The organism is Roseateles paludis (genome assembly GCF_039872745.1).
In the GTDB taxonomy this organism is placed as follows: domain Bacteria; phylum Pseudomonadota; class Gammaproteobacteria; order Burkholderiales; family Burkholderiaceae_C; genus Pelomonas; species Pelomonas paludis.
In genome coordinates, this window is sequence record NZ_JBDPZD010000002.1 from 570,321 (window position 1) to 590,719 (window position 20,399).

Annotated in this window: 20 protein-coding genes; 9 read left to right on the forward strand and 11 right to left on the reverse strand. The window is 67.3% G+C overall.

The window, feature by feature from the left end; all coding sequences use genetic code 11:
* Nucleotides 1–22 precede the first annotated feature (22 nt).
* On the forward strand, nucleotides 23–658 hold the full coding sequence (locus ABDJ85_RS08590; RefSeq protein WP_347704340.1) for a LysE family translocator: 636 nt from the start codon (nucleotides 23–25) through the stop codon (nucleotides 656–658).
* A 21-nt stretch (nucleotides 659–679) separates the two neighbouring features.
* On the opposite strand, the gene ABDJ85_RS08595 is transcribed toward ABDJ85_RS08590, so the two are convergent.
* Nucleotides 680–1,789 (reverse strand): HD-GYP domain-containing protein, encoded by a 1,110-nt coding sequence (locus ABDJ85_RS08595; protein WP_347704341.1) that lies wholly within the window; start codon nucleotides 1,787–1,789, stop codon nucleotides 680–682.
* A gap of 341 nt (nucleotides 1,790–2,130) precedes the next feature.
* Here ABDJ85_RS08595 and ABDJ85_RS08600 point away from each other — a divergent pair, with 341 nt between their 5' ends.
* Nucleotides 2,131–2,820, forward strand: a complete 690-nt coding sequence (locus ABDJ85_RS08600; protein WP_347704342.1) for an energy transducer TonB — start codon at nucleotides 2,131–2,133, stop codon at nucleotides 2,818–2,820.
* Between the two features lie 217 nt (nucleotides 2,821–3,037).
* Nucleotides 3,038–3,868, forward strand: coding sequence for a spondin domain-containing protein (locus ABDJ85_RS08605; RefSeq protein WP_347704343.1), 831 nt, complete (start codon nucleotides 3,038–3,040; stop codon nucleotides 3,866–3,868).
* Between the two features lie 43 nt (nucleotides 3,869–3,911).
* Here the strand turns inward: ABDJ85_RS08605 and ABDJ85_RS08610 are convergent, their stop codons facing one another.
* The 9 genes from ABDJ85_RS08610 to nadB form a co-directional block, all read right to left on the reverse strand.
* Entirely contained in the window at nucleotides 3,912–4,436 is a 525-nt protein-coding gene (locus tag ABDJ85_RS08610; protein ID WP_347704344.1) for an REP-associated tyrosine transposase, read from the reverse strand.
* A 102-nt stretch (nucleotides 4,437–4,538) separates the two neighbouring features.
* Nucleotides 4,539–5,129, reverse strand: a complete 591-nt coding sequence (locus tag ABDJ85_RS08615) for a hypothetical protein (RefSeq protein ID WP_347704345.1) — start codon at nucleotides 5,127–5,129, stop codon at nucleotides 4,539–4,541.
* 318 nt (nucleotides 5,130–5,447) lie between these two features.
* Nucleotides 5,448–7,166: an urease subunit alpha gene (ureC, locus tag ABDJ85_RS08620; RefSeq protein WP_347704346.1), complete on the reverse strand. Its 1,719-nt coding sequence runs from the start codon at nucleotides 7,164–7,166 to the stop codon at nucleotides 5,448–5,450.
* A 76-nt stretch (nucleotides 7,167–7,242) separates the two neighbouring features.
* Entirely contained in the window at nucleotides 7,243–7,548 is a 306-nt protein-coding gene (locus ABDJ85_RS08625; protein ID WP_347704347.1) for an urease subunit beta, read from the reverse strand.
* Entirely contained in the window at nucleotides 7,549–8,121 is a 573-nt protein-coding gene (locus ABDJ85_RS08630) for a HupE/UreJ family protein (RefSeq protein ID WP_347704348.1), read from the reverse strand.
* A gap of 8 nt (nucleotides 8,122–8,129) precedes the next feature.
* Entirely contained in the window at nucleotides 8,130–8,432 is a 303-nt protein-coding gene (locus ABDJ85_RS08635; RefSeq protein WP_347704349.1) for an urease subunit gamma, read from the reverse strand.
* 257 nt (nucleotides 8,433–8,689) lie between these two features.
* Nucleotides 8,690–8,992, reverse strand: a complete 303-nt coding sequence (locus ABDJ85_RS08640; RefSeq protein WP_347704350.1) for a winged helix-turn-helix domain-containing protein — start codon at nucleotides 8,990–8,992, stop codon at nucleotides 8,690–8,692.
* 2 nt (nucleotides 8,993–8,994) lie between these two features.
* Entirely contained in the window at nucleotides 8,995–9,543 is a 549-nt protein-coding gene (locus ABDJ85_RS08645; RefSeq protein ID WP_347704351.1) for a hypothetical protein, read from the reverse strand.
* A gap of 135 nt (nucleotides 9,544–9,678) precedes the next feature.
* A complete protein-coding gene (nadB, locus tag ABDJ85_RS08650) occupies nucleotides 9,679–11,271 on the reverse strand; it encodes an L-aspartate oxidase (RefSeq protein WP_347704352.1) in 1,593 nt (530 codons plus the stop codon).
* Nucleotides 11,272–11,390: 119 nt separating this feature from the next.
* Between nadB and ABDJ85_RS08655 the strand changes: the two genes are divergently transcribed.
* The 4 genes from ABDJ85_RS08655 (at nucleotide 11,391) to ABDJ85_RS08670 (ending at nucleotide 18,933) form a co-directional block, all read left to right on the forward strand.
* On the forward strand, nucleotides 11,391–13,409 hold the full coding sequence (locus ABDJ85_RS08655; protein ID WP_347704353.1) for an alpha/beta hydrolase family protein: 2,019 nt from the start codon (nucleotides 11,391–11,393) through the stop codon (nucleotides 13,407–13,409).
* 10 nt (nucleotides 13,410–13,419) lie between these two features.
* Nucleotides 13,420–15,411, forward strand: a complete 1,992-nt coding sequence (locus ABDJ85_RS08660; RefSeq protein WP_347704354.1) for an alpha/beta hydrolase family protein — start codon at nucleotides 13,420–13,422, stop codon at nucleotides 15,409–15,411.
* 54 nt (nucleotides 15,412–15,465) lie between these two features.
* On the forward strand, nucleotides 15,466–17,406 hold the full coding sequence (locus ABDJ85_RS08665; protein ID WP_347704355.1) for an alpha/beta hydrolase family protein: 1,941 nt from the start codon (nucleotides 15,466–15,468) through the stop codon (nucleotides 17,404–17,406).
* Nucleotides 17,407–17,613: 207 nt separating this feature from the next.
* Complete coding sequence (locus ABDJ85_RS08670; RefSeq protein WP_347704356.1) at nucleotides 17,614–18,933, forward strand: GGDEF domain-containing protein; 1,320 nt, start codon at nucleotides 17,614–17,616, stop codon at nucleotides 18,931–18,933.
* A 5-nt stretch (nucleotides 18,934–18,938) separates the two neighbouring features.
* Here ABDJ85_RS08670 and ABDJ85_RS08675 read toward each other — a convergent pair whose 3' ends face one another.
* Complete coding sequence (locus ABDJ85_RS08675; RefSeq protein ID WP_347704357.1) at nucleotides 18,939–19,559, reverse strand: MerR family transcriptional regulator; 621 nt, start codon at nucleotides 19,557–19,559, stop codon at nucleotides 18,939–18,941.
* 119 nt (nucleotides 19,560–19,678) lie between these two features.
* Here ABDJ85_RS08675 and ABDJ85_RS08680 point away from each other — a divergent pair, with 119 nt between their 5' ends.
* Nucleotides 19,679–19,846 carry a DUF2256 domain-containing protein gene (locus ABDJ85_RS08680; RefSeq protein ID WP_347704358.1) on the forward strand — a complete coding sequence of 56 codons (168 nt, stop codon included), beginning with the start codon at nucleotides 19,679–19,681 and terminating at the stop codon, nucleotides 19,844–19,846.
* On the forward strand, nucleotides 19,843–20,399 hold a 557-nt coding region (locus ABDJ85_RS08685; RefSeq protein ID WP_347704359.1), incomplete at its 3' end, for a cryptochrome/photolyase family protein. The genes ABDJ85_RS08680 and ABDJ85_RS08685, both read left to right, overlap by 4 nt.

Consider the following 20,399-nt stretch of genomic DNA (forward strand, 5'->3'; position numbering starts at 1 on the left):
TGTCGCCGCGTAGCATGGCGCCATGCTCGCCCTGGACCAGACCCTGGCCTTCCTCGCCGCCGCCGTGGTGCTGACGCTCACCCCGGGGCCCGACAACCTGATGGTGCTGAGTACGGGCCTGGCACGCGGGCGCCGCGCCGGCATGGCTTTTGGGCTGGGCTGCGGCCTCGGGTGCCTGAGCCACACCCTGCTGGCCGTGCTGGGTGTGAGCGCGCTGCTGGCCGCATCGCCACTGGCCTTTGGCCTGCTCAGGTTGTTGGGCGGTGCCTACCTCGTGTGGATGGGAGTGCAGGCCTGGCGGCATGCGGGGCGGGTGACGCTGGGAGGCGGCAGCGGTGGCGGTGGCAGCACGGCCTCGTTGGGCCAGCTGTTTGCCAAGGGGCTGCTGGCCAACGCGATCAATCCCAAGGTGGTGCTGTTCTTCCTGGCCTTTTTGCCGCAGTTCGTGCGGCCGGCGCAAGGCGCGATGGCACTGCAGCTCGGGTTGCTGGGCGTCGTCTTCACGGCCCAGGCGGCGTTGCTTTTCGGAATGCTGGGCTACTTCTCAGGCCACGTGGGCGCGTGGCTCACGCGCCGGCCCGAGGTGGGGCCGCGGCTGGACCGGCTGGCCGGCACGCTGTTCATCGGCCTGGGGCTGCGGCTGGCGTTGCCGGGCTAGCGGGCGTCCGGGGCCGAATACTCAGGCGAAGAGCTTCTCTGAGTTGACGCGCACCATCACCGAGCGGTCGGGCACGGTGGAGAGGATGGAGAACTGCTGCAGCGCGGTGTCGCGGCGCGGGAAGTCGGCCAGCGCATCACCGTTCTTGTTGGTGATGGCCACTGCGCTGGGCGTGTTGGCCGCTGCGCCACGGCGCACCACGACCGCCGTTTCGCCGCTGGCGAGCTTGACGAAGCAACCTGGTGGAAAGATGCCGAACTCCTTGATCAGCATGGCGCCGACCGGGTGCCCCTGGCTCGCCACAAACAGCTCGCGCGCAGCCTGCTGCGCCGGCACCGAGGTGCGGTCCGCACGGCCGGCGTGCTTGGCCAGGAAGATATCGATCCAGCGCAGGGCCTGCGAGATGTCGCTCGGCTCCTTGATGCCACCGGGGTAGCCGGTGCCGCCGGGCACCTCGTGGTGCTGTTCCACGGCTTCGAGCCACACCGGGTCGGTCAGGCCCGCAGCACGCAGCAGCGTGGCGCTCATCGCAGGGTGGGCCGTGATGGCCTCCTGCTGGCTCGGCGTCGGCCGGCCACCACGCGCCGCCAGTTGGCCTTGCAGCTCGATGATGGAGAGATTCATCGTCAAGGCCGCGCCCACCGCACTTTCAAATTTGGCTTGCGGCCACTGCAGGCGGCGCGCCAGCAGGGCCACCAGCGAGGCCACGTGCAAGGCGTGATGCACGCCATAGGCGGCATAGCGCTCGTGGTCGTGCCGAACGATGGAATAGATCAGCTGGTCGGCATTGCGCTCACCCAGGGTGCCAATGACCGAGACGCACTCGCCCACGCGGCTCAGGAAGTGCTTGTCGTCCGGCGTGCGCAGCAGGTTGGAGAGGCGTGACTGCAGGGCGTTCCAGCGTGCCACAAACGTGAGCGGCGGTGCCGCGACGGCCTCACCACGCCCGGCCTTGGCCTCCTCGGCGTCCACGAACATGCCGCGCGCCAGCAGCGCCTCCAGCATGTCGTCGCTGGCGATGACGTGCCCCTTGCCCAACAGCAGATTGCCCTGCGCATCACGCACGCCCCAAAGCAGCGGCGCGCCACTGCGCAATTGGCCTCGCATGTCGGTCAGAGGGATCAGCTTCATGGGTGCGTCCTTACAGAAGCCCCGAACTGGCGGCGGCGCGAGTATGGCGAGATCGTTCAGAAACTGACGCGCTTCCCATGTAACGGCGGTGAACGCAATGGCATTTGCCAGTAAATGTTCACACGTGACAGCACAACCCAACTGACCGCTAGACGCAGAGAAGCCCGTGACGCTGCGCCGTCGGCGGCCAGGTCGTTTGGGGTGCGCCTGCGAACCCCAAACTACTGGCTGAGAAAGTGACTTGGGAAAACCCCGGCGCCAAGCGAGTCACCACGGGCTACCGGGCGCACTACATTCCCGATCGCTGGCCACTGGCCGCACGCACGACCGGAGGAGACCACGTGGATTTCGCGCATGGGCAAGCCGATCCTGGCAGGCGCTACGCCAGCTTCGCAGCCGTGGCCGCGCTGCACCTTGTGCTCGGGTGGATGCTCACCCTTGGCCTGGCCCGGTATGTACCCGATCTGCTCCGGCAGACGCCTGTCGAGCTCAAAGTCGTCAAGCCGGAGCCACCGCCGCCGCCGCCCCTGAGGCATCAGCTGCTACCCGAGCCCAGCCTTGCGCCGCCACCACCTCCGCGCTTCATACCGCCGCCCGAATTTGAGGTGACACAGCAGCCGGAAACCACCGTCGCCGCGTCACCCATCCCGCATAGCCTGTCCGGGACGGGCACTGAAACCGCAACGCCGCAAAGAGGCAGCGGCACCGCTGGAAACGGGCCGGGCAGCGGCACGCCCGGGAACGCGCCGTCGAGAACCCCGCCACAGCTGGATTTCAGCAAGTGCCCGCTGCCGCGCTATCCCAACATCGACGAGGACGGCACGACCCTGGTCATCTTCATCATGGACGTCGACGGCACGATCCGCGACGCTGCCGTGGGCAAATCCAGTGGGCCCTCAGTCAGGCACAGGTGGCTGGACCGCGTTGCCGTGGAGTTCGTGCAGTCCTGCAGAGGCACACCCGGAACCGTGAATGGAAGGCCGGTGCCACTGCAAGGCTTTACGTCCATCGACTGGCGCTTGAAGTATTGAGCTCACCCCAACCTACGGGCTCTGGTGGTTGACGCCCAGGCGCTCGGCGTAGCCAAGAGCATTGATGCGGGCACTTGAGTCGGGGGTTGGCCCCACTCCTTACAGCACCCCCCTCATCCGAGCGAACCCCGTGAACCTAGGGAGTAATGACAGCGGCCCGGCAGCGACTGCAGCGGGCAGGACACCCCTGCAAGCTCATCAACCGGAGATCACTCGAATGAACACCACCCAACACACCACGCCCGCCCCGCACCGAACAGCCCGCGCACACCGCCGGCTGGCCGCCCTCGGGGTGGTCTTGGTGGCTGCCCTCTCGCTGCCGCGACTGGCCGCCGCGCAAGCCCCGGCCTACGACATCACCTTCAAGAACCTCACGAGCAATGCCGTGGACACCGGCGCCGCCACCGCGCAGACCGGCCAGCGGCTCTCGCCGCCGGTCTTCATCACGCACAGCGCGGACTACACGGCCTACACCGTCGGCCAGGCCGCGCCCGAGACGATCTGGCGCATCGCTGAAGGCGGCAATCGCAGCTTCCTGCTCGATGAAGCCAACGCCCGGCTCGGCACCAGCGTGCTCAGCATCGCAGCGCCGCTGTCTGCGCCCCTGGCTCAGCAGGACTCGGTGACCGTGCGGGTGCAGGCCGACAACGCCCACCACCTGCTGTCCTTTGCCAGCATGCTGGGCTGGACCAATGACGGCTTTGTCGGCGTCAGCGGCCTGGACCTGTCGGCCATCCACGGCACCACCGTCATCAAGCTCTACGGCTACGACGCCGGCTCCGAGAAGAACAGCGAGGCCAACGGCTTTCTCGGCGCCCTGGGCTTTGGCAATGCGCGCGACCTTGAGGGCGGCGTGATCACCAACCACCTCGGCATCCGCGGTGATGCCAACGCCCCCGCCGCCTGGAACTGGCTGCCCGGCCCCGCCGCCAGCCTGACCATCACCCCCGTGCCCGAGCCGACCTCCGCAGCCCTGCTGCTGGGTGGCCTGCCGCTGCTCCTGCTGCTGCGCAAGCGTGCTGGGACCGGGGCTGCGAACAAGGTCTGATCGCAGCCTGTAGGTTGGGGTGAGCACTGCGAACCCCAACACCTCACTCGCCCGCGTCAACCTCCACGCCACTGACGCTGGCCCACGAGGCATCAATCACGCCATCCTGAATGAAGCGATGAATGCTGGAGTGCGGCCAGTCGGCCGCCCGCTCCGCCCAGCCATGCTTCACCGGGTTGAAGTGGATGTAGTCCACGTGTCGCTCGAAGTCCAAGTCGTCACGAATGAGGTGCTCCCAATAACGCCGCTGCCATAGCCCTCGTTCGCCCTTGGACGCGCGGCTCTTGCTGATGCGCTCGCCTGGCGGCACCCGTCGCGAGAAGCCTTGCTTGATGAGCATGATGCGCGTGGCGAAATCCGCGTCTTCGCGCGGCAGCGTCATCAGCAGATGCAGGTGGTCGGGCAGCACGCAAATGGCGTCCAGTTCGAATGGGCGCGAACGGCGAACCGTGCGCACGCTGTCCCGCAACGCGTCGATGTGGTCCGTCAGCAGGTGGCCGCTGCGGTCGGCCGCATTCAGGGTGAAGAAGTAGGTGGCACCCGGAACGTCGGCACGGCGGTAGCGCATGGCTGGTCGTAGGTTGGGGTGAGCGCAGTGAACCCCAACGATCGCCGACCGTCAAACGTTGGGGTTCGCGGGCTCACCCCAACCTATGAGCGGGACCGCCCCTCAAGATTCAAACTTCTTCTTTCGCCGGGGCAAGTTCATCCCGAATCGCCCGACGTGTTCGTACGCGACTCGAACGAGGTGTAGCACGTGCCAACAGTCCACAAAATGCACTAGCCCCGACTGCGCCGTACCTTCAACGACGACACCACAAAAGCGGCAATGTGACAACGAGCCGACTTGTCGCTCGAACGAAAACACTGCGCCGCCACTGAACCCAGCGAAGTCCTGAAGCGCAAGGCCATCATCGATCTTGAGTGTGTGCATATGCCGCGTACCGGCGTATGCGGCTTGATAGGTCGCCGGCATCGTTACCTGATGCGTCTTCACCATCTTGTCGTCGTAGTCGATCTCCGACAGGTCGCGAGGAAAGCCGATCACAAAGAACTTTGCAACCGTAGCACTCGCCTGCCACTGATCACGCCATGCCGCGTCGAGTCGGATGAAATGCGAGCGCTCCGTGTCGCGCCGACTCAATCCTGCTAACGATGCTGGGAACACGACAACATCAACCTCATTGCCGTTACCTCCGTCACTCTGACCAAAGCCCTGGGAGAGTGGAAGCCGCCGCACAGACTTGGCAGACAGCAACACGCGCAATTCTCCCGAATGGTTGTGCCTGATCAGATGTCGAGCCGTTATCACAGCGCACTGATCGCCGAGCTTCGCCAGGATGCAAGACCCCCAGATGCCGATTGGCGCCGCATCAACTCCGCTGTCAACCAACAGCGGGCGTACGCATCTACCAATCCTTTCAAGAGCTGGATGCATTCAATGACGCAAGGCCTTCAGCGAATACTTTGCCCGTTGCTTGGGGTGAATGATGCGAGCCCCAACAATTTCCGGTGTTCAATCGTTGGGGTTCGCGAACTCACCCCAACCTACCGGATTGCCGATAGGCGTTGCCGCCGGTCAGAATAAGAAATACCTCTGCGCCATCGGCAGCTCCTTGGCCGGCTCGCAGGTCAGCAGCACGCCATCGGCCCGGACCTCGTAGGTCTGGGCGTCGATGTCCATCTTCGGCAGGTAGTGGTTGTGCACCATGTCTGCCTTCTTGACGCTGCGGCAGCCGCGCACGGCGGCAAGGGGTTTTTGCAGGCCGAGCTTGGCGGCTGAAGCCTGGCCCGACTGGCTGACGAAAGTGAGCGAGCCCTGGGTGAGCGCGCCGCCGAAGGCGCCGAACATGGGCCGGTAGTGGACGGGCTGGGGCGTGGGGATGGAGGCGTTGGCATCGCCCATCGCGGCGGCGGCGATGAAGCCGCCTTTGAGGATCAGCGAGGGCTTGACGCCGAAGAAGGCGGGCTTCCAGAGCACGAGGTCGGCCCACTTGCCCACCTCGATGCTGCCGACCTCGTGGCTGATGCCGTGGGCGAGCGCGGGGTTGATGGCGAGCTTGGCGAGGTAGCGCTTGACGCGGGCGTTGTCGTTGCCGGGACCATCTCCGGGCAGGGCACCGCGTTGCACTTTCATCTTGTGGGCGGTCTGCCAGCAGCGCAGGCTCACCTCGCCCACGCGGCCCATGGCCTGGCTGTCGGAGCTGAACATGCTGATGGCGCCGAGGTCATGCAGGATGTCTTCGGCCGCGATGGTTTCCTTGCGGATGCGGCTCTCGGCGAAGGCGAGGTCCTCGGCGATGGAGGCATCGAGGTGATGGCAGACCATCAGCATGTCGAGGTGCTCGTCCAGCGTGTTGACGGTGAACGGCCGCGTCGGGTTGGTGGAGCTGGGCAGCACGTTGGCCTCGCCCACCACCTTCATGATGTCGGGCGCATGGCCGCCACCCGCGCCTTCGGTGTGGAAGCTGTGGATGGTGCGGCCCTTGAAGGCGGCAATCGTGTCCTCGACAAAGCCGCTTTCGTTGAGCGTGTCGGTGTGGATGGCGACTTGCACATCGCCTTCCTCGGCCACGGCGAGGCAGTTGTCCACGGCGGCGGGCGTGGTGCCCCAGTCCTCGTGGAGCTTGAGGCCAATGGCGCCGGCCTCGACCTGCTGGCGCAGCGCCTCGGGCCGCGCGGCATTGCCCTTGCCGAGGAAGCCGAGGTTCATCGGGAAGGCATCGGCCGCCTTGAGCATGGTGGCGATGTGGCTGGGCCCGGGCGTGCAGGTGGTGGCCAGGGTGCCGGTGGCCGGGCCGGTGCCGCCGCCGATCATGGTGGTGACGCCGCTCATCAGCGCCTCTTCGATCTGCTGCGGGCAGATGAAGTGGATGTGGGTGTCGATGGCGCCGGGCGTGACGATGGAGCCCTCGCCCGCAATGATCTCGGTGCCCGGGCCGATGACGATGTCCACACCCGGCTGCACATCGGGGTTGCCGGCCTTGCCGATGGCGGCGATGCGGCAGCCACGCAGGCCGATGTCGGCCTTGACGATGCCCCAGTGGTCGACGATGACGACGTTGGTGATGACGGTGTCGACGGCGTCGGCGGCGGTGGGGCCATTGGGGCGCTGTGACTGGCCCATGCCGTCGCGCACGGTCTTGCCACCGCCGAACTTGACCTCTTCGCCATAGCCGCCAGCGGCCAGGGTGTAGTCACGCTCGATCTCGATGACGAGGGCGGTGTCGGCCAGGCGCAGCTTGTCACCGACGGTGGGGCCGAGCATCTCGGCGTAGGCGCGGCGGGTGATCTTCATGTGAGGCTCCGCACGGCCGCCCGAAGGAGGCGAACGCCCCCGCGGGGGGCAGCGAACAAAGTGAGCGTGGGGGTCGTCATAGCTTGCCTTGAACGAGGCCACGGAAGCCGTCGACCACACGGTCGCCGGCCAGGTCTACGAGTTCGACGGTGCGCGTCTGCCCGGGCTCGAAGCGCACGGCCGTACCGCTGCAGATATTGAGCCGCATGCCGCGCGCTAGAGCGCGGTCAAAGCTCAGCGCGGCATTGGTCTCGGCAAAGTGATAGTGCGAGCCGACCTGGATGGGCCGGTCGCCCGTGTTGGCCACCTGCACGGTGAGCGTGCGGCGGCCGGGGTTGAGTTCGTGCTCACCCTCGGAGGTGATGAGTTCGCCGGGGATCATTCAGGCCACCCCGCCCAAGCGCGCCAGGGCCAGCGCTGCCGCGCTCGCGCCCAGCAGGGCGCGCAGCAGCGTGGGAGATTGGCGGAGCTTCCAGCCCAAAGCGAGGCCCGCAGCATGCAAGGCCAAGGTGCTGACCACCATGCCCGCCAGCGCGGCTGCACCGCTCAGCTCCAGCCCGTGCGCCGCGCCGTGGCTGAAGGCCAGGATGGCCGCCGTGGCGGCGCCCGCTGCCGTGGGCATGTTCGTGCGCAGTGCCACCAGCAGGCCCAGCACCGCCAGCGACACGGTGATGCTGGCCTCCAGCGCCGGCATCGCCCAGCCGGTGCTCATCGCGATGACCGCGCCGATCAGCAGCGAGCCTGCAAAGGCCAGCGGCGCGCCCAGCGGCTGGCGCAGCGCCATCGCGCTCCAGACGCCCACCGCGAGCATGGCGGCCAGGTGGTCCGGCCCGGTCAGCGGGTGCAAGGCACCGGACCAGAAGCTGCTTAGGTGCGCATGGGCTGAGCCATCGGTGTGGGCCAGGGCGGGCAGCGCCAGCAGCGTGGCGAGCAGGGAAACAAGCGTCTTCTTCATGGCAGCGCTCAGGCAATGGGTTGATGGACGGTGACGAGCTTGGTGCCGTCGGGGAAGGTGGCTTCCACCTGGATCTCCGGGATCATTTCGGCGACCCCATCCATCACGTCGGCGCGGCCCAGCACCTGGCGGCCATCGGCCATCAGCTCGGCCACGGTGCGCCCATCGCGGGCGCCTTCCAGGATGGCGGCGCTGATGAAGGCCACAGCCTCCGGGTAGTTGAGCTTCAGCCCTCGGGCTTTGCGCCGCTCGGCCACCAAGGCGGCCGTGAAGATGAGCAGCTTGTCCTTCTCACGTGGGGTCAGTTCCATCTCGCCTTGCTCGATTCATTCAAAAGTGCACGTGCAGCCGCTGCGCTTGCCGAACACGTGGGGTCAGCTCGACTCATTGAGGTCAGCACCTGCGGCCGCTAGCTCTGGCTGAACACAGGGGTGGCGGCCATGCTAACGGCGTTTGACAGGCCCGAGCAGCTCCCGTGCCATGGCGATGAACGCGTGCATCGGCGCCATGCCTGCCCATGAGTCAGGCGCGCCCCGAAATGGGGCGGAACGCGCGCCGGAACGGCGCATCAGTCGTCGACGCCGTCGACCAACTCGCGCAAATAGGCCACGTGCCGACGGAAGGACTTGCGGCCCTGCGCGCTGATCCGGACGAGGCTGCGTGGACGCGGGCCGCTGCCGTCTTTCTCGATGACGATGTACCCCGCCTGCTCCAAGGCCGTCAGATGGCTACCGAGATTGCCGTCGGTAGCGTCGGTCAGCGCCTTCAGTCGGCTGAAGTCCAGCGGCTCGGCATCGCGCTCGGCGTACAGCGCCGCCATCAGTTGAAGACGCAAAGGCTGGTGGATGAAGAAGTCAGGCTCAGTCGCCATGCTCACCCCCGGCGCAGCCAGTACCCGCCGAGCAGCAAGCCCAGGCAACTGGCAGCCATCCAATAGGGCAGCGCGGCGCGAAACCCGAGAAAGCCCACCACGGTCACCGCCAGCACATAACCGGCAATCACCAAATAGCGTGGGGCTGCAAAGACCCCCGCAGCCGCATAAACCAGCCCGACGAAGAGCCCTGGAAGCGCCACAACGAACGCCGGATCCCTTGGCTCTGCCAGCACCACGATGGCCGTGACGAACACCATGCAGAACCCAGCCCCCGCAGCCAGGCGCCACAGGCCCGGCCCCGACACCCGCGACCCACCGCGCGCCAGATGCAAGCTCAACCCCGTGCCCAGGATGGCCAGCGCAAACCACGCCACGCTGACCATGGCCGGGGGCAGCCAGGCCATGCCCAGGTAGCCGAGCGCCCAGAGCACGCTCCACATCATCAAGATTCCACCGCCGCCGCGATACCCGCGCTGCACCTGGGCGCGGTGGGTGGTGGCATCGATCTGGGCCAGCGCGGCCGCAGCCTGTTGAGCACTGAGTGACATGGCCATCTCCGTTAGTTACTCTGCATGACAGAGTTTGAAGATGACCACTTACTCTGTCAAGCAGAGTTTGAGCGTTTGTTGTGCCGCGATGCCGGACTGGGCCGCCAGCGCTCAGGGAAGGTCAGCGCAACGAGCTCAGCGCCGCCGCTGCTTGCTGATCAGCACGGTCGGGAAGCTGACCGGCAGGGTGCGCGGGTAGTCGCGGTTGTAGTGCAGGCCCCGGCTCTCGTGGCGCAGCAGGGCGGAGCGGACGATCAGCTCGGCGCAGTCCACCAGGTTGCGCAGCTCCAGCAGGTCGCGCGTGACGCGGAAACTGCCGTAGTAGTCGTCAATCTCGCTGCGCAGCGCCAGGATGCGCGTCAGCGCCCGTTCCAGGCGCTTGGTGGTGCGCACGATGCCGACGTAGTTCCACATCAAGAGGCGCAGTTCGTCCCAGTTGTGGGCGATGACGACCTGCTCGTCGGCGTTCTCGACCTGGCTTTCGTCCCAGCCCGGCAGGGGCGCGGCCTCGGGGGCCGCTTGGGCCAGGATGTCGGCGGCGCAGGTCTGCCCCAGCACCACGCACTCCAGCAGGGAATTGCTGGCCAGGCGGTTGGCGCCGTGCAGGCCGGTGTAGCCGGTCTCGCCCACGGCGTAGAGCCCAGGCAGGTCGCAACGGCCGCTGAGGTCGGTCACCGCGCCGCCGCAGGTGAAGTGCACCGCCGGCACCACGGGGATGGGCTGGCGGGCGATGTCGATGCCGAGCTTGAGGCAGCGCGCGTGGATGGTGGGGAAGTGCTCGATCAGGAAGGCTTCGCCCAGGTGCGTGGCGTCGAGCCACACGTGGTCGAGGCCGTGCTTCTTCATCTCGAAGTCGATGGCGCGAGCCACGATGTCGCGCGGCGCCAGCTCCATGCGTTCGTCGTGCGAAGCCATGAATCGGCTGCCATCGGGCAACTTCAAGTGCCCGCCTTCGCCGCGCAGCGCCTCGGTGATCAGGAAGCTGCGCTCCTGCGGGTGATAGAGGCAAGTCGGGTGGAACTGGATGAACTCCATATTGGCCACCCGGCAGCCCGCGCGCCAGGCCATGGCGATGCCGTCGCCCGTCGAGGTGTCGGGGTTGGTCGTGTAGCGGTAGACCTTGCCCGCGCCGCCGGTGGCCAGCACCACAGCCCGCGCGGGCAGGGTCTCGACATGCTGGGTGTCGATGTCGAGCGCATACACGCCATACACGCGCGGCGGCTCGTCACGCTGCAAGTGGCGGGACGTGACCAGGTCCACCGCCATCCAGCGCTCGCGCAGCTGGATATTGGGGTGGGCGCGCGCGGCGGCGAGCAGGCTGTCATGGATGGCCTTGCCCGTTGCGTCGGCTGCATGAGCGATGCGGCGCACGGCGTGCCCACCTTCGCGCGTGAGGTGCAGGCCCAACGGGCCGTCGTCGTCCGGCGTGAAGGGCACGCCCTGCCCCACCAGCCAGCCCACCGCTTGCGCGCTGCGCTCGGCAATGAAGCGGGCCGTGGCTTCGTCCACCAGGCCAGCGCCTGCGTCCTGCGTGTCACGGACATGGCTGTCGATGGAGTCATCACTGCCCAGCACCCCGACGATGCCGCCCTGCGCCCAGGCCGTGGCGGCTTCGGTCAGTTCGCGCTTGGCAAGGACGATGACCGGCATGCGGTCCGCCACGTGCAGGGCCACGGTGAGGCCGGCGAGGCCGGCGCCGACGATGACGAGGGGGGCTTGGTCTGGCATGGGGCTGGATTATGGGAGCCGGCCCGGAGGGGAAGCTTCACCTTCTGCGGGCCTGATTCCATGCCGACCGTCGCTACGATCGCGCCCAAAGATTGTCAAAACACCGCATGGGAGGACCAATGCAAGGCAAGCGCTTCAAACTGGGTGGGTGGCTGCGGATGGGCGCGGCGCTGGTAGCACTGCACGCGGGCGGGGCACTGGCCGCGCCGCCGGCGGCTGAAGTGTTCTTCAGGCCCTCTGACCTTGTCGAAGCTCAGTTGTCGCCCTCGGGCCGCCTGCTGGCGGTGACCACACGGCTCAAAGGCCAGCAGCGGCTGGGCCTGGCCGTGGTGGATCTGAGCCCGGGCGGCAAGTCCAAGCACCTTGCGCAATTCACCGACGCGGACGTGGGCGGCGTTGAGTGGCAGGACGACGGGCGTCTGCTGTTCAGCACGTCTGACCTGGCCGAGGGTAGTGGCCTGCGCGAAACAGCCTGGGGGCTCTACGGCATCGACGTCGAGAGCAAGAAGCTGCGTCAGTATGTGCGCCGCCGCGGCGGTGACAGCCCCTCCGAAGGCTTGCTCGCTGAGCTGCTGCCGTGGAACCACATGGTCGCCAAGGTGCCGCACCCACAACCGGACGGCCCGAATGAAGACGTGCTGATGGCCGAGGTGGCCGTTGATGGCTCTGGCCTGAGGGTTCCGCTGCGGCTCAACACCCGCAATGGTGTCTCCAGGGCGGTGGACTTCAAGCTGCCACCCAATTGCACCGGCTGGATCTCCGACAGCCGCGCTCAACCTCGCGTCGCCTTCACGCGCAAAAAGGACGTCCACGCGGCCTACTGGCGCGCCCCCGGCAGCACGGAGTGGGTCCAGCTCTACGAGGACACGTTGCTGAAGGCCCCCTACGAAATCGTCGGCATCGACGATGTGGGCGGCCTCTACGTGGCGGACCGCCGCGGGCCCGAGGGCTACCGCGTGCTGGCGCGCTATGACTTCAAGACGCAGGCGCCCGAGGCCAAGCCGCTGATCGCCACGCCGGGGTTCGACTTTGACGGCTCGCTCGTCGTGGAGCCCGGCGGCAAGCTGATTGGCGTGCGCACCACGGTGGACGGCGAAACCACGGTCTGGTTCGACCCCCGCATGAAGGCGTTTCAGGACGCCGTTGACGGCCGCTTCCCCGGTCGCGTCAATCGCATCAGCTGCCGCCGTTGTGGGCAAGCGGACATGACCGCACTCGTGCGCTCCTACAGCGACCACGAGCCCGGCGAACTGTGGGTGCATCAAGCCAACGCTGCGGCCGGCATGCCCGCCTGGCGCGCGGTGAGCCGTGTTCGGTCGGGCCTGGACCCCGCACAAATGGCCAGCATGGACCTGCAGCGCATCAAGGCGCGCGATGGCCGCGACCTGCCCGTGTGGGTCACGCGGCCTGACGCTGCCAAGGGCGCACTGCCCGCCGTCGTTCTGCTCCACGGCGGCCCCTGGGTTCGTGGCAATGAGTGGGGCTGGCACCCGATGGCGCAGTACCTGGCGTCACGCGGCTACTTGGTCATTGAGCCCGAATTCCGCGGCAGCACGGGCTACGGCGAGGCGCACTTCACCGCCGGCTGGAAGCAATGGGGCCAGGCCATGCAAGACGATGTGGCTGACGCCTTGCTCTGGGCACGCAAGCAGGGCCTGGCCAGTGACCAGGCCTGCATCGCCGGCGCCAGCTATGGGGGCTACAGCACCCTGATGGGTCTGGTCAAACACCCCGAGCTCTACCGGTGCGGCATCGCCTGGCTGGCCGTGGCCGACCTGGACCTGTTCCTTCAGGGCGCGTTCTTTGTCGATGACGACCTCAGCGATATCGGCCGAAAGTACACACTGCCCGACATGGTCGGCGACGCCGTCAAGGACGCCGCCATGATCGCCGCCAACTCACCCGTCAAGCAGGCCGCGCGCATCAAGGCGCCCGTGCTGCTGGCCTATGGTGAATCAGACCTCCGCGTGCCCCTGGCACACGGCAAGCGCCTGCGTGACGCCATGAAGGACGCCGGCAACCCGCCCGAGTGGGTGAGCTATGCGCACGAGGCGCATGGCTTCACGAAGCTTGAAAACGAACTCGACTTTGCGAAGCGGCTGGAAGCCTTCCTGGCCAAGCACCTGTCCAAACCCTGATCGCCCGCGCATGCACCGCCTGCTCGCTTGTTTCTCCCTGGTCCTCGCATGCTTCGCCAGCACCCTCGCCAGCGCCGCCCCGCCACCAGCTGAAGCCTTCTTCCGCCCGGCCGACTTCCAGGACGTGGCGCTCAGCCCCTCGGGGCGCTATCTCGCGCTGACCTCGGCCAAGGGGCTGAAGAACCTGGGCCTGGTGGTGCTGGACCTGGCGCCCGGGGGCAAGGTCCAGCGGGCGGCGCAGTTCAACGATGGCGACGTGCGCCAGGTGCGCTGGGTCAACGACTCGCGTCTGGTGTTCAGCGTGATGGACCCGCCGGCCAGTGGCGCGCCGCAGACCCTGCCGGGGCTCTACTCGGTCAAGTCGGATGGCAGCGAGCTTCGGCAACTGGTGCGGCGGCGCTGGCTGGGGCCGATCCGTTCGGGCGATGAAGACGCGCGCGTGCTGACCTGGAATCACTTCCTGCTGGGAGTGCCCGCGCGCGCGGCGGGTGACGACAACGAGGAGGTGCTGATCCACGAGGTCAGCGAGGACGAGCAGCGGCTGTCGCGGCCGCTGTGGCTCAACACCCGCAGTGGGCGGACGCGGCGCGTGGACATCGCCACCCCCGACGACACCGTGGGCTGGCTGGCCGATGCCCGCGGCGAGCTGCGCGTGGCCTTGACGCGCAAGGACAAGACGGCCGGCGCACTGTGGCGCGGCCCGGGGCAAACCGCCTGGACGCCGCTCTACAGCGCCCCGCTGCTGCACCCGCCCTTTGGCCCCCACAGCGTGGACGTGGACGGGCGGCTCTACGTGCTGCGCGCCACCAACGGGACCGGCAACCGCGTGCTCAAGCAGTTCGACTTCGACAAGAACGAACCCATGGCCCAACCGCTGGTGCAGGTGCCTGACTTCGACTTCAACGGTGGGCTGCTGCACGACCCCGAGACCGGCCGCTTGCTCGGTGTGCGCGTGCTGGCCGACGGCGTGGTGACGGTCTGGCAGGACGAGGCGATGAAGCGCTTCCAAGCCGAGGTTGACAAGCAACTGCCTGGCAAGATCAACCTCGTGCAGTGCCGCCGCTGTGGCCAGCCAGACATGGTGGCTCTGGTGCATTCCTACAGCGACCACGACCCCGGTCAGCTCTGGTTCCACACCGCGCAGCCCGAGCCGGGCCAACGCAAATGGCGCCCCGTCTTCAAGGCCCTGGACGGCATCGCGCCGCAGCAGATGGCCAGCCTGGACCTGCACCGCATCAAGGCCCGGGATGGCCAGGCCTTGCCAGTGTGGGTCACCCGCCCCGATGGCGCACAAGGCCCGCTGCCGGCCGTGGTGTTGGTGCACGGCGGGCCTTACGTTAGAGGCACGTCCTGGCACTGGAGTGCCCTGCCCCAGTTCCTCGCCTCGCGCGGCTACCTGGTCATCGAGCCCGAGTTCCGGGGCAGCATGGGCTATGGCGAGCAGCACTACCGCTCCGGCTGGAAGCAATGGGGCCAGGCCATGCAGGACGACGTGGCGGACGCCCTGCGCTGGGCGCAGGCCCAGGGCTTGGCCAGCGACCGCGCCTGCATCGCTGGCGCCAGCTACGGCGGCTATAGCACGCTGATGGGCCTGGCCAAGGACCCCGACCTCTACCGCTGCGGCATTGCCTGGGTGGCCGTGGCTGACCTGGAACTGCTGGTCAAGGGCTCCTGGTGGGTGCAGGACGACACCGGCCTCGCGCGCCAACTCACGGTGCCCGAGATGATTGGCGACCCGGTCAAGGACGCCGCCATGCTGGCCGACAACTCACCGGTCCGGCTGGCCAGCCGCATCAAGGCGCCGCTGCTGCTGGCCTATGGCGAGGACGACCTGCGCGTGCCGCTGGAGCATGGCAAGCGCATGCGCGGCGCCTTGATTGACGCAGGAAACCCACCAGAGTTCGTGGTCTACCCCGGCGAGGGGCATGGCTTTGCCAAGCCCGAGAACACCTACGACTTTGCGCGGCGAATTGAAGCCTTCCTGCAGCGCCAACTGAAGTAGCGCCCCACCAGTTGGCCCGTCCGCATCGCCATCCAATCGCTGACCTTCAACGCCATGAACGCCTTCCTTCTCCGCCTGGCCACTGTGGCCGCTCTGACCCTTGGGCACTGCGCTTGGGCAGCGCCGGACGTGGAAGCATTCCTGCGGGAGCGTGTGACGAGATCGGTCACGCTCTCGCCCAGTGGGCAACGCGTGGCCATCGTGAGCTACGTGCAGGAAAGCTACGTCCTGGCCGTCTACGAATTGGATGGGAGCGGCAAGGTGACGCCGCTGGTTCGCAGCTCCGAGCCCATCCCTGACAGGATCCATTGGCTTGACGAAGACCGGCTGCTTTTCCTCTCGCAAAACGGGCTGGCCGACTGGCCAAGGAACGACTGGCATCTGGCGACGATGGTTAAGCCGAGCGTCCAGATGGTGGACTCCCTGCGCAATCGACGCGTGCTGGCCATACAGCGGCGCAGCGCCAGCCGACCCGTGGTGCAAGAGGTACTGATCGACAACGGCGGACGCTTCAGCGATGGATTCCCCTCGCTGGCCTGGTACAACTTGGATACCAAGCAGGAGCGCGAAGTCGACTACAGCGTTCCAAAGAACATGCAAACGCTGTTCATCAATGCCGACCTGGTCGCCAGCTATGGGTTCAGCCACGAGAAACGGGATGACAAGGTCTACGAGCGCCTGCATTGGCGATCACCAAAGTCCGGCGAGTGGAAGCTGCTGCACGAGAGCCTGCCGGGCGAAGAACCCTACCGCGTGGTCGGGGCCGAGCGCGACGGCACGCTCTACGTTTCACACGTCGCAGGACCGCAGCAAGTCATCACACTCAGCCGGTTCGATCCGGCTTCGGAAACCACGCCCAGTCGAGCCTGGATCCAGACGCCTGGCTTTGACTTCGTGGGGCACCTGGAGCTCGACGCCGCCACGTCCGAAGTCGTTGGCGCACGCGTTCACGCTGAGGACGAAGTCACGGTGTGGCTGAGGCCAGGCATGACGGCATTTCAGGAAAGGGTGGATCAGCGCTTTCCGGGCCGCGTCAACCGCATCTCCTGCCAGCGATGCGCCGAACCCGACATGGTGGCCGAGATCTTCAGCTACAGCGACCGCCAGCCGGGCGAGTACTGGGTGTTCCGGGCCGGCCAGCGAGGCGGCAAGGATGCCTGGACACGAGTCGGCCGCACGCGGCCGCACATCGACGCGGAGCAGTCCGCCACGTCTAGGCTGCACCGCATCCCCACGCGGGACGGACGCACCCTGCCAGTGTGGGTCACACGGCCGCCGTCGGCCACTGGCCCCTTGCCTGCCGTGGTCCTGCTGCCTGATTGGGCCTGGGATAAGCGGATCTTGTGGGGGTGGCATTGGTTGCCCCAGTTGCTGGCGAGCCGGGGCTACCTCGTCATCGAGCCGGAAGTTCGCGGCCGCAGTGGCTACGGCGCCGATCACGTCAAGGCAAGTCATGGCCAAGTGGGCTTGGCCATGCAGGACGACGTTGAGGACGCTCTTGCATGGGCCCAAGCTCAGGGGCTGGCGGGAACGCGCGCCTGCCTGCTCGGCGAGAACTATGGCGGGGTAAGCACGATCTTCGCGCTGGAGCGGCCCAAAGCGGACTACGCCTGTGGGGTGGCAAGAGACCCGCTGATGGACTTTGAGCCGTTCCTCACCGAGGCGCACTGGTCTCGCCTCAGCCACACCGCTGCCGCCGTTAAGCGAGATCGCTACCGAAAAATCCTCGGTGATCTCGATCGCGATGCAGAACTGGCGGCGAACCTGTCGCCGCTCACCCGGTCCAGCAGCATCCGAGCGCCCCTGTTGATATTCCGCGCAGAGCAAAACCTCGGTCAGATGAGAAAGATCAACAGGCTGGAGACTCAATTGCGAGACCGCGGGCAGGCTGTGGAGCTTGTTATCGAGCGCAAGCGACTTACACCCAAGGAACGGGAGCAGGCGTTTCTCAGCAAACTGGAAGCCTTCTTGGCCGCACACCTCAGCCCACCCTAAGCCCCGCTAGGCAGGCCTGCATCCAGCCCTCCCGTAGGGGCCAAGCAAACCTGAGGCGAAGGACATAGCTTTGCCAAGCCCGAAAACGCCTACGACTTCGCGCGGCGGATCGAAAGCTTTCTGGCCGAGCACCTGGCCGTGCCTTGAGGCCGTCCCGCCTCGCGGCTACAGTCGTCGGGGCCACTTGCGCTGAAAGACCCTCTCGTCGTGCAACCCGCACTGTCCAGCCCTCGCCTGCTTGTTGTCGGCATCCTGCTGTCGCTGGCACTCATCGTCGCGCAGCGCCTGCTGCCCGAGCGGCGGCTCGACCTCTCCGATGCGCACGCCGGCAACTTCCACTACCTGCTGGACAACAACGAGCCCGAGACCGCCGGCAGTGTGGGCTGGGTTGACGAGTCCAAGCTGCACTTGCAATGTCACTACACCCGGCCCGCCAACTGGCAGGCCTGTGGCATGGGCTTCTCGCTGGTCAAGGAAGACGCCACGCGGGGCATCGACCTCTCGCCCTTCTCCAGCATCGAGCTCAAGATGCGCTTCAAGGGCCCGACCCGCCTGATCCGCGTCGGCATCCGCAATTTCGATCCGCGCTTCTCCAAGGCGGACGACACCAACAGCCCGCGGCCGCACTACGTCAACCTGCGCGTGCAGGACCTGGGCGAGCCGCTGCGCATCGACCTGAACGAGTTCACCGTGCCCGAGTGGTGGATCATGCAGAAGAACCACCCGCGCGAGTACAACCGCGCCCGCCTCGACAACGCGATCCAGATCTCCATCGACATCCCCGACGAGCTGACCAACAAGACCTACGAGATGGAGATCGACCATCTGGTGCTGCACGGCGAGTGGGTCTCGCGCGAGCAGACCTACTTGGGCATCCTCGTCGCGTGGCTGCTGGGCGCGTCCCTGCTGTCTATGCACCGCAGCGTGCAGCTGCGCCAGCGCAGCCGCATCCAGCAGCGCGAGATCGATGCACTGATGACCCGCACCCGCGAGCTGCGCGTGGCGCAGGACGAGTTGCGCCGCCTCGCCGCCGTGGACGAGCTAACCGGGGTGCTCAACCGCCGGGGCATCGAGCAGGTCATGGCCGAGCTGGAGAACGACGACGAGGGCATCACCATCGTGATTGCCGACATCGACCACTTCAAGCAAGTCAATGACCGCCATGGCCACGGCAAGGGCGACGAGGTGCTGAGCCGCTTTGCCGCGCTGCTGGCCACCAATGTGCGCGCCAGCGACGTGGTGGGCCGCTGGGGCGGAGAGGAGTTCGTGATCCTGTGCCGAGGCCACAAGCTCGATGAAGCCAGCGCCCTGGCCGAGAAGCTGCGCGACCGGGTGGCGCGCTTTGACTTCGATGCGCGGCTGAGCCTCAACATCACCGCCAGCTTCGGCGTGGCCGTGGCGCTGCCAGGCCACACGGCCGAAGAGGCCTTCAAGCGCGCCGACAAGGCCCTCTACCGCGCCAAGTCCGGCGGCCGCAACCGCGTTGAAAGCGCCAGCGGCAGCGAGCCGGTCTCTACCTTCCTCTGAGCGCCTCAGGTCGGCGGCAGCAAGCCCTCGTGCAGCGCCACGCGTTCCAGTGCCTGCTCAAAGGTGTGGCGCGCCTGCGCGGTGATCTGCCGCAGATGCGCATGCAGCGCCGCGTCCTGCGGGTTCAGGTCCATGCACTGCGCGCTGTAGTCCTCAAACTCCGCCAGGCCCTGCACCAGTTGCGCCAGATGCCGTGGGCACTCGCAGGCCAGGGTGCTGGAGAGGCCGGCAAAGTCGGCCAGCGCGGCGCCGCCCCAGCGGCGTGGCGGGATGGGCGGCTCGGCCTGCGCGGCCCTCTTTGTGGCGCTCCGTGCGGCATCCACCGCCCCACGCTGGGCCTGTAGCAGCTGCGCGTGCTGGCGGGCCAGCTCGGCCAGGGCCTCGGCGCCAAGACCCGCCAGATTCCCGATCGGGTGCCCGCACTGCGTCAGCTGGCGCAGTAGGGCCAGGCGCTGCACCTGGGCGGCCGAGTACATCCGTTGCCCCCCGCTGCTGCGCGCCGGTGACACCAGGCCGTAGCGGCGCTCCCAGACGCGCAGCGTCTCCACCGGCATGCCCAGCATGCGGGCCACGGCTGCGCTCCGAAAGCGGGGCTGGTCTTGAGCATTGGTGGCGGTGGCGGACATCAACGGAGCTTTCAAACGAACGCAGCATGAACCAGGTTTGACCCGGATTATTGGCCGCCCGCACCGGGTCATCGCACCGCGCCCCGGCAGGCTGGCGACCGCAGGGCTAGGGTGTCGTCATGCCCGCTTCCCTGCCAGACCCACGCACGCACTTCAAAGGCAACAAGGCCGCGCTGCCCAGCAAACCTTGCCTGGCCTGCGGGCGGCCCATGGTCTGGCGCAAGCGCTGGCGCCTGAGCTGGCCCGAGGTCAAGTTCTGCAGCGAGGCCTGCCGCCGCCAGCCATGAAGCCGCTTCGACACCTGGTGCTGGTGCTGGGCGACCAGCTCGACCTGCAGGCCTCGGCCTTCGATGGCTTTGACCCGGCCGAAGACGCCGTCTGGATGGCCGAGGTGCCCGCCGAGGCCGAAGCCGTGTGGTCCAGCCAGCCCCGCATCGCGCTCTTCCTGGCGGCGATGCGCCACTTCGCGGACGAACTGCGCCGCGCGGGCCGGCCGCTGCACTACACCCGCCTGGGCACGGGCGCCGCCACCCTGGCCGAGCAACTGCGGGCCGACATTGCCCGCCTGCAGCCCCAAGCCCTGGTGATGACGGCGCCCGGCGAGTGGCGCGTGCTGCAAGCGATACGCGAGGTGGCCCGCAACACCGGCCTGCCGCTTGATGTGCGCGACGACCGCCACTTCTACCTGACGGTGCGCGACTTTGCCGCTCATGCCCGAGGAGCGTGGGCGGCAGAAATCCAGGCCCGCGCCGGGGCGAGTTGCGGGGCCAATCTAGACGCCGGCGAGGCGTTGGATGGGCCCCAACAACGAGCCGGCAACGACGAGTGGCCCCGCAAATC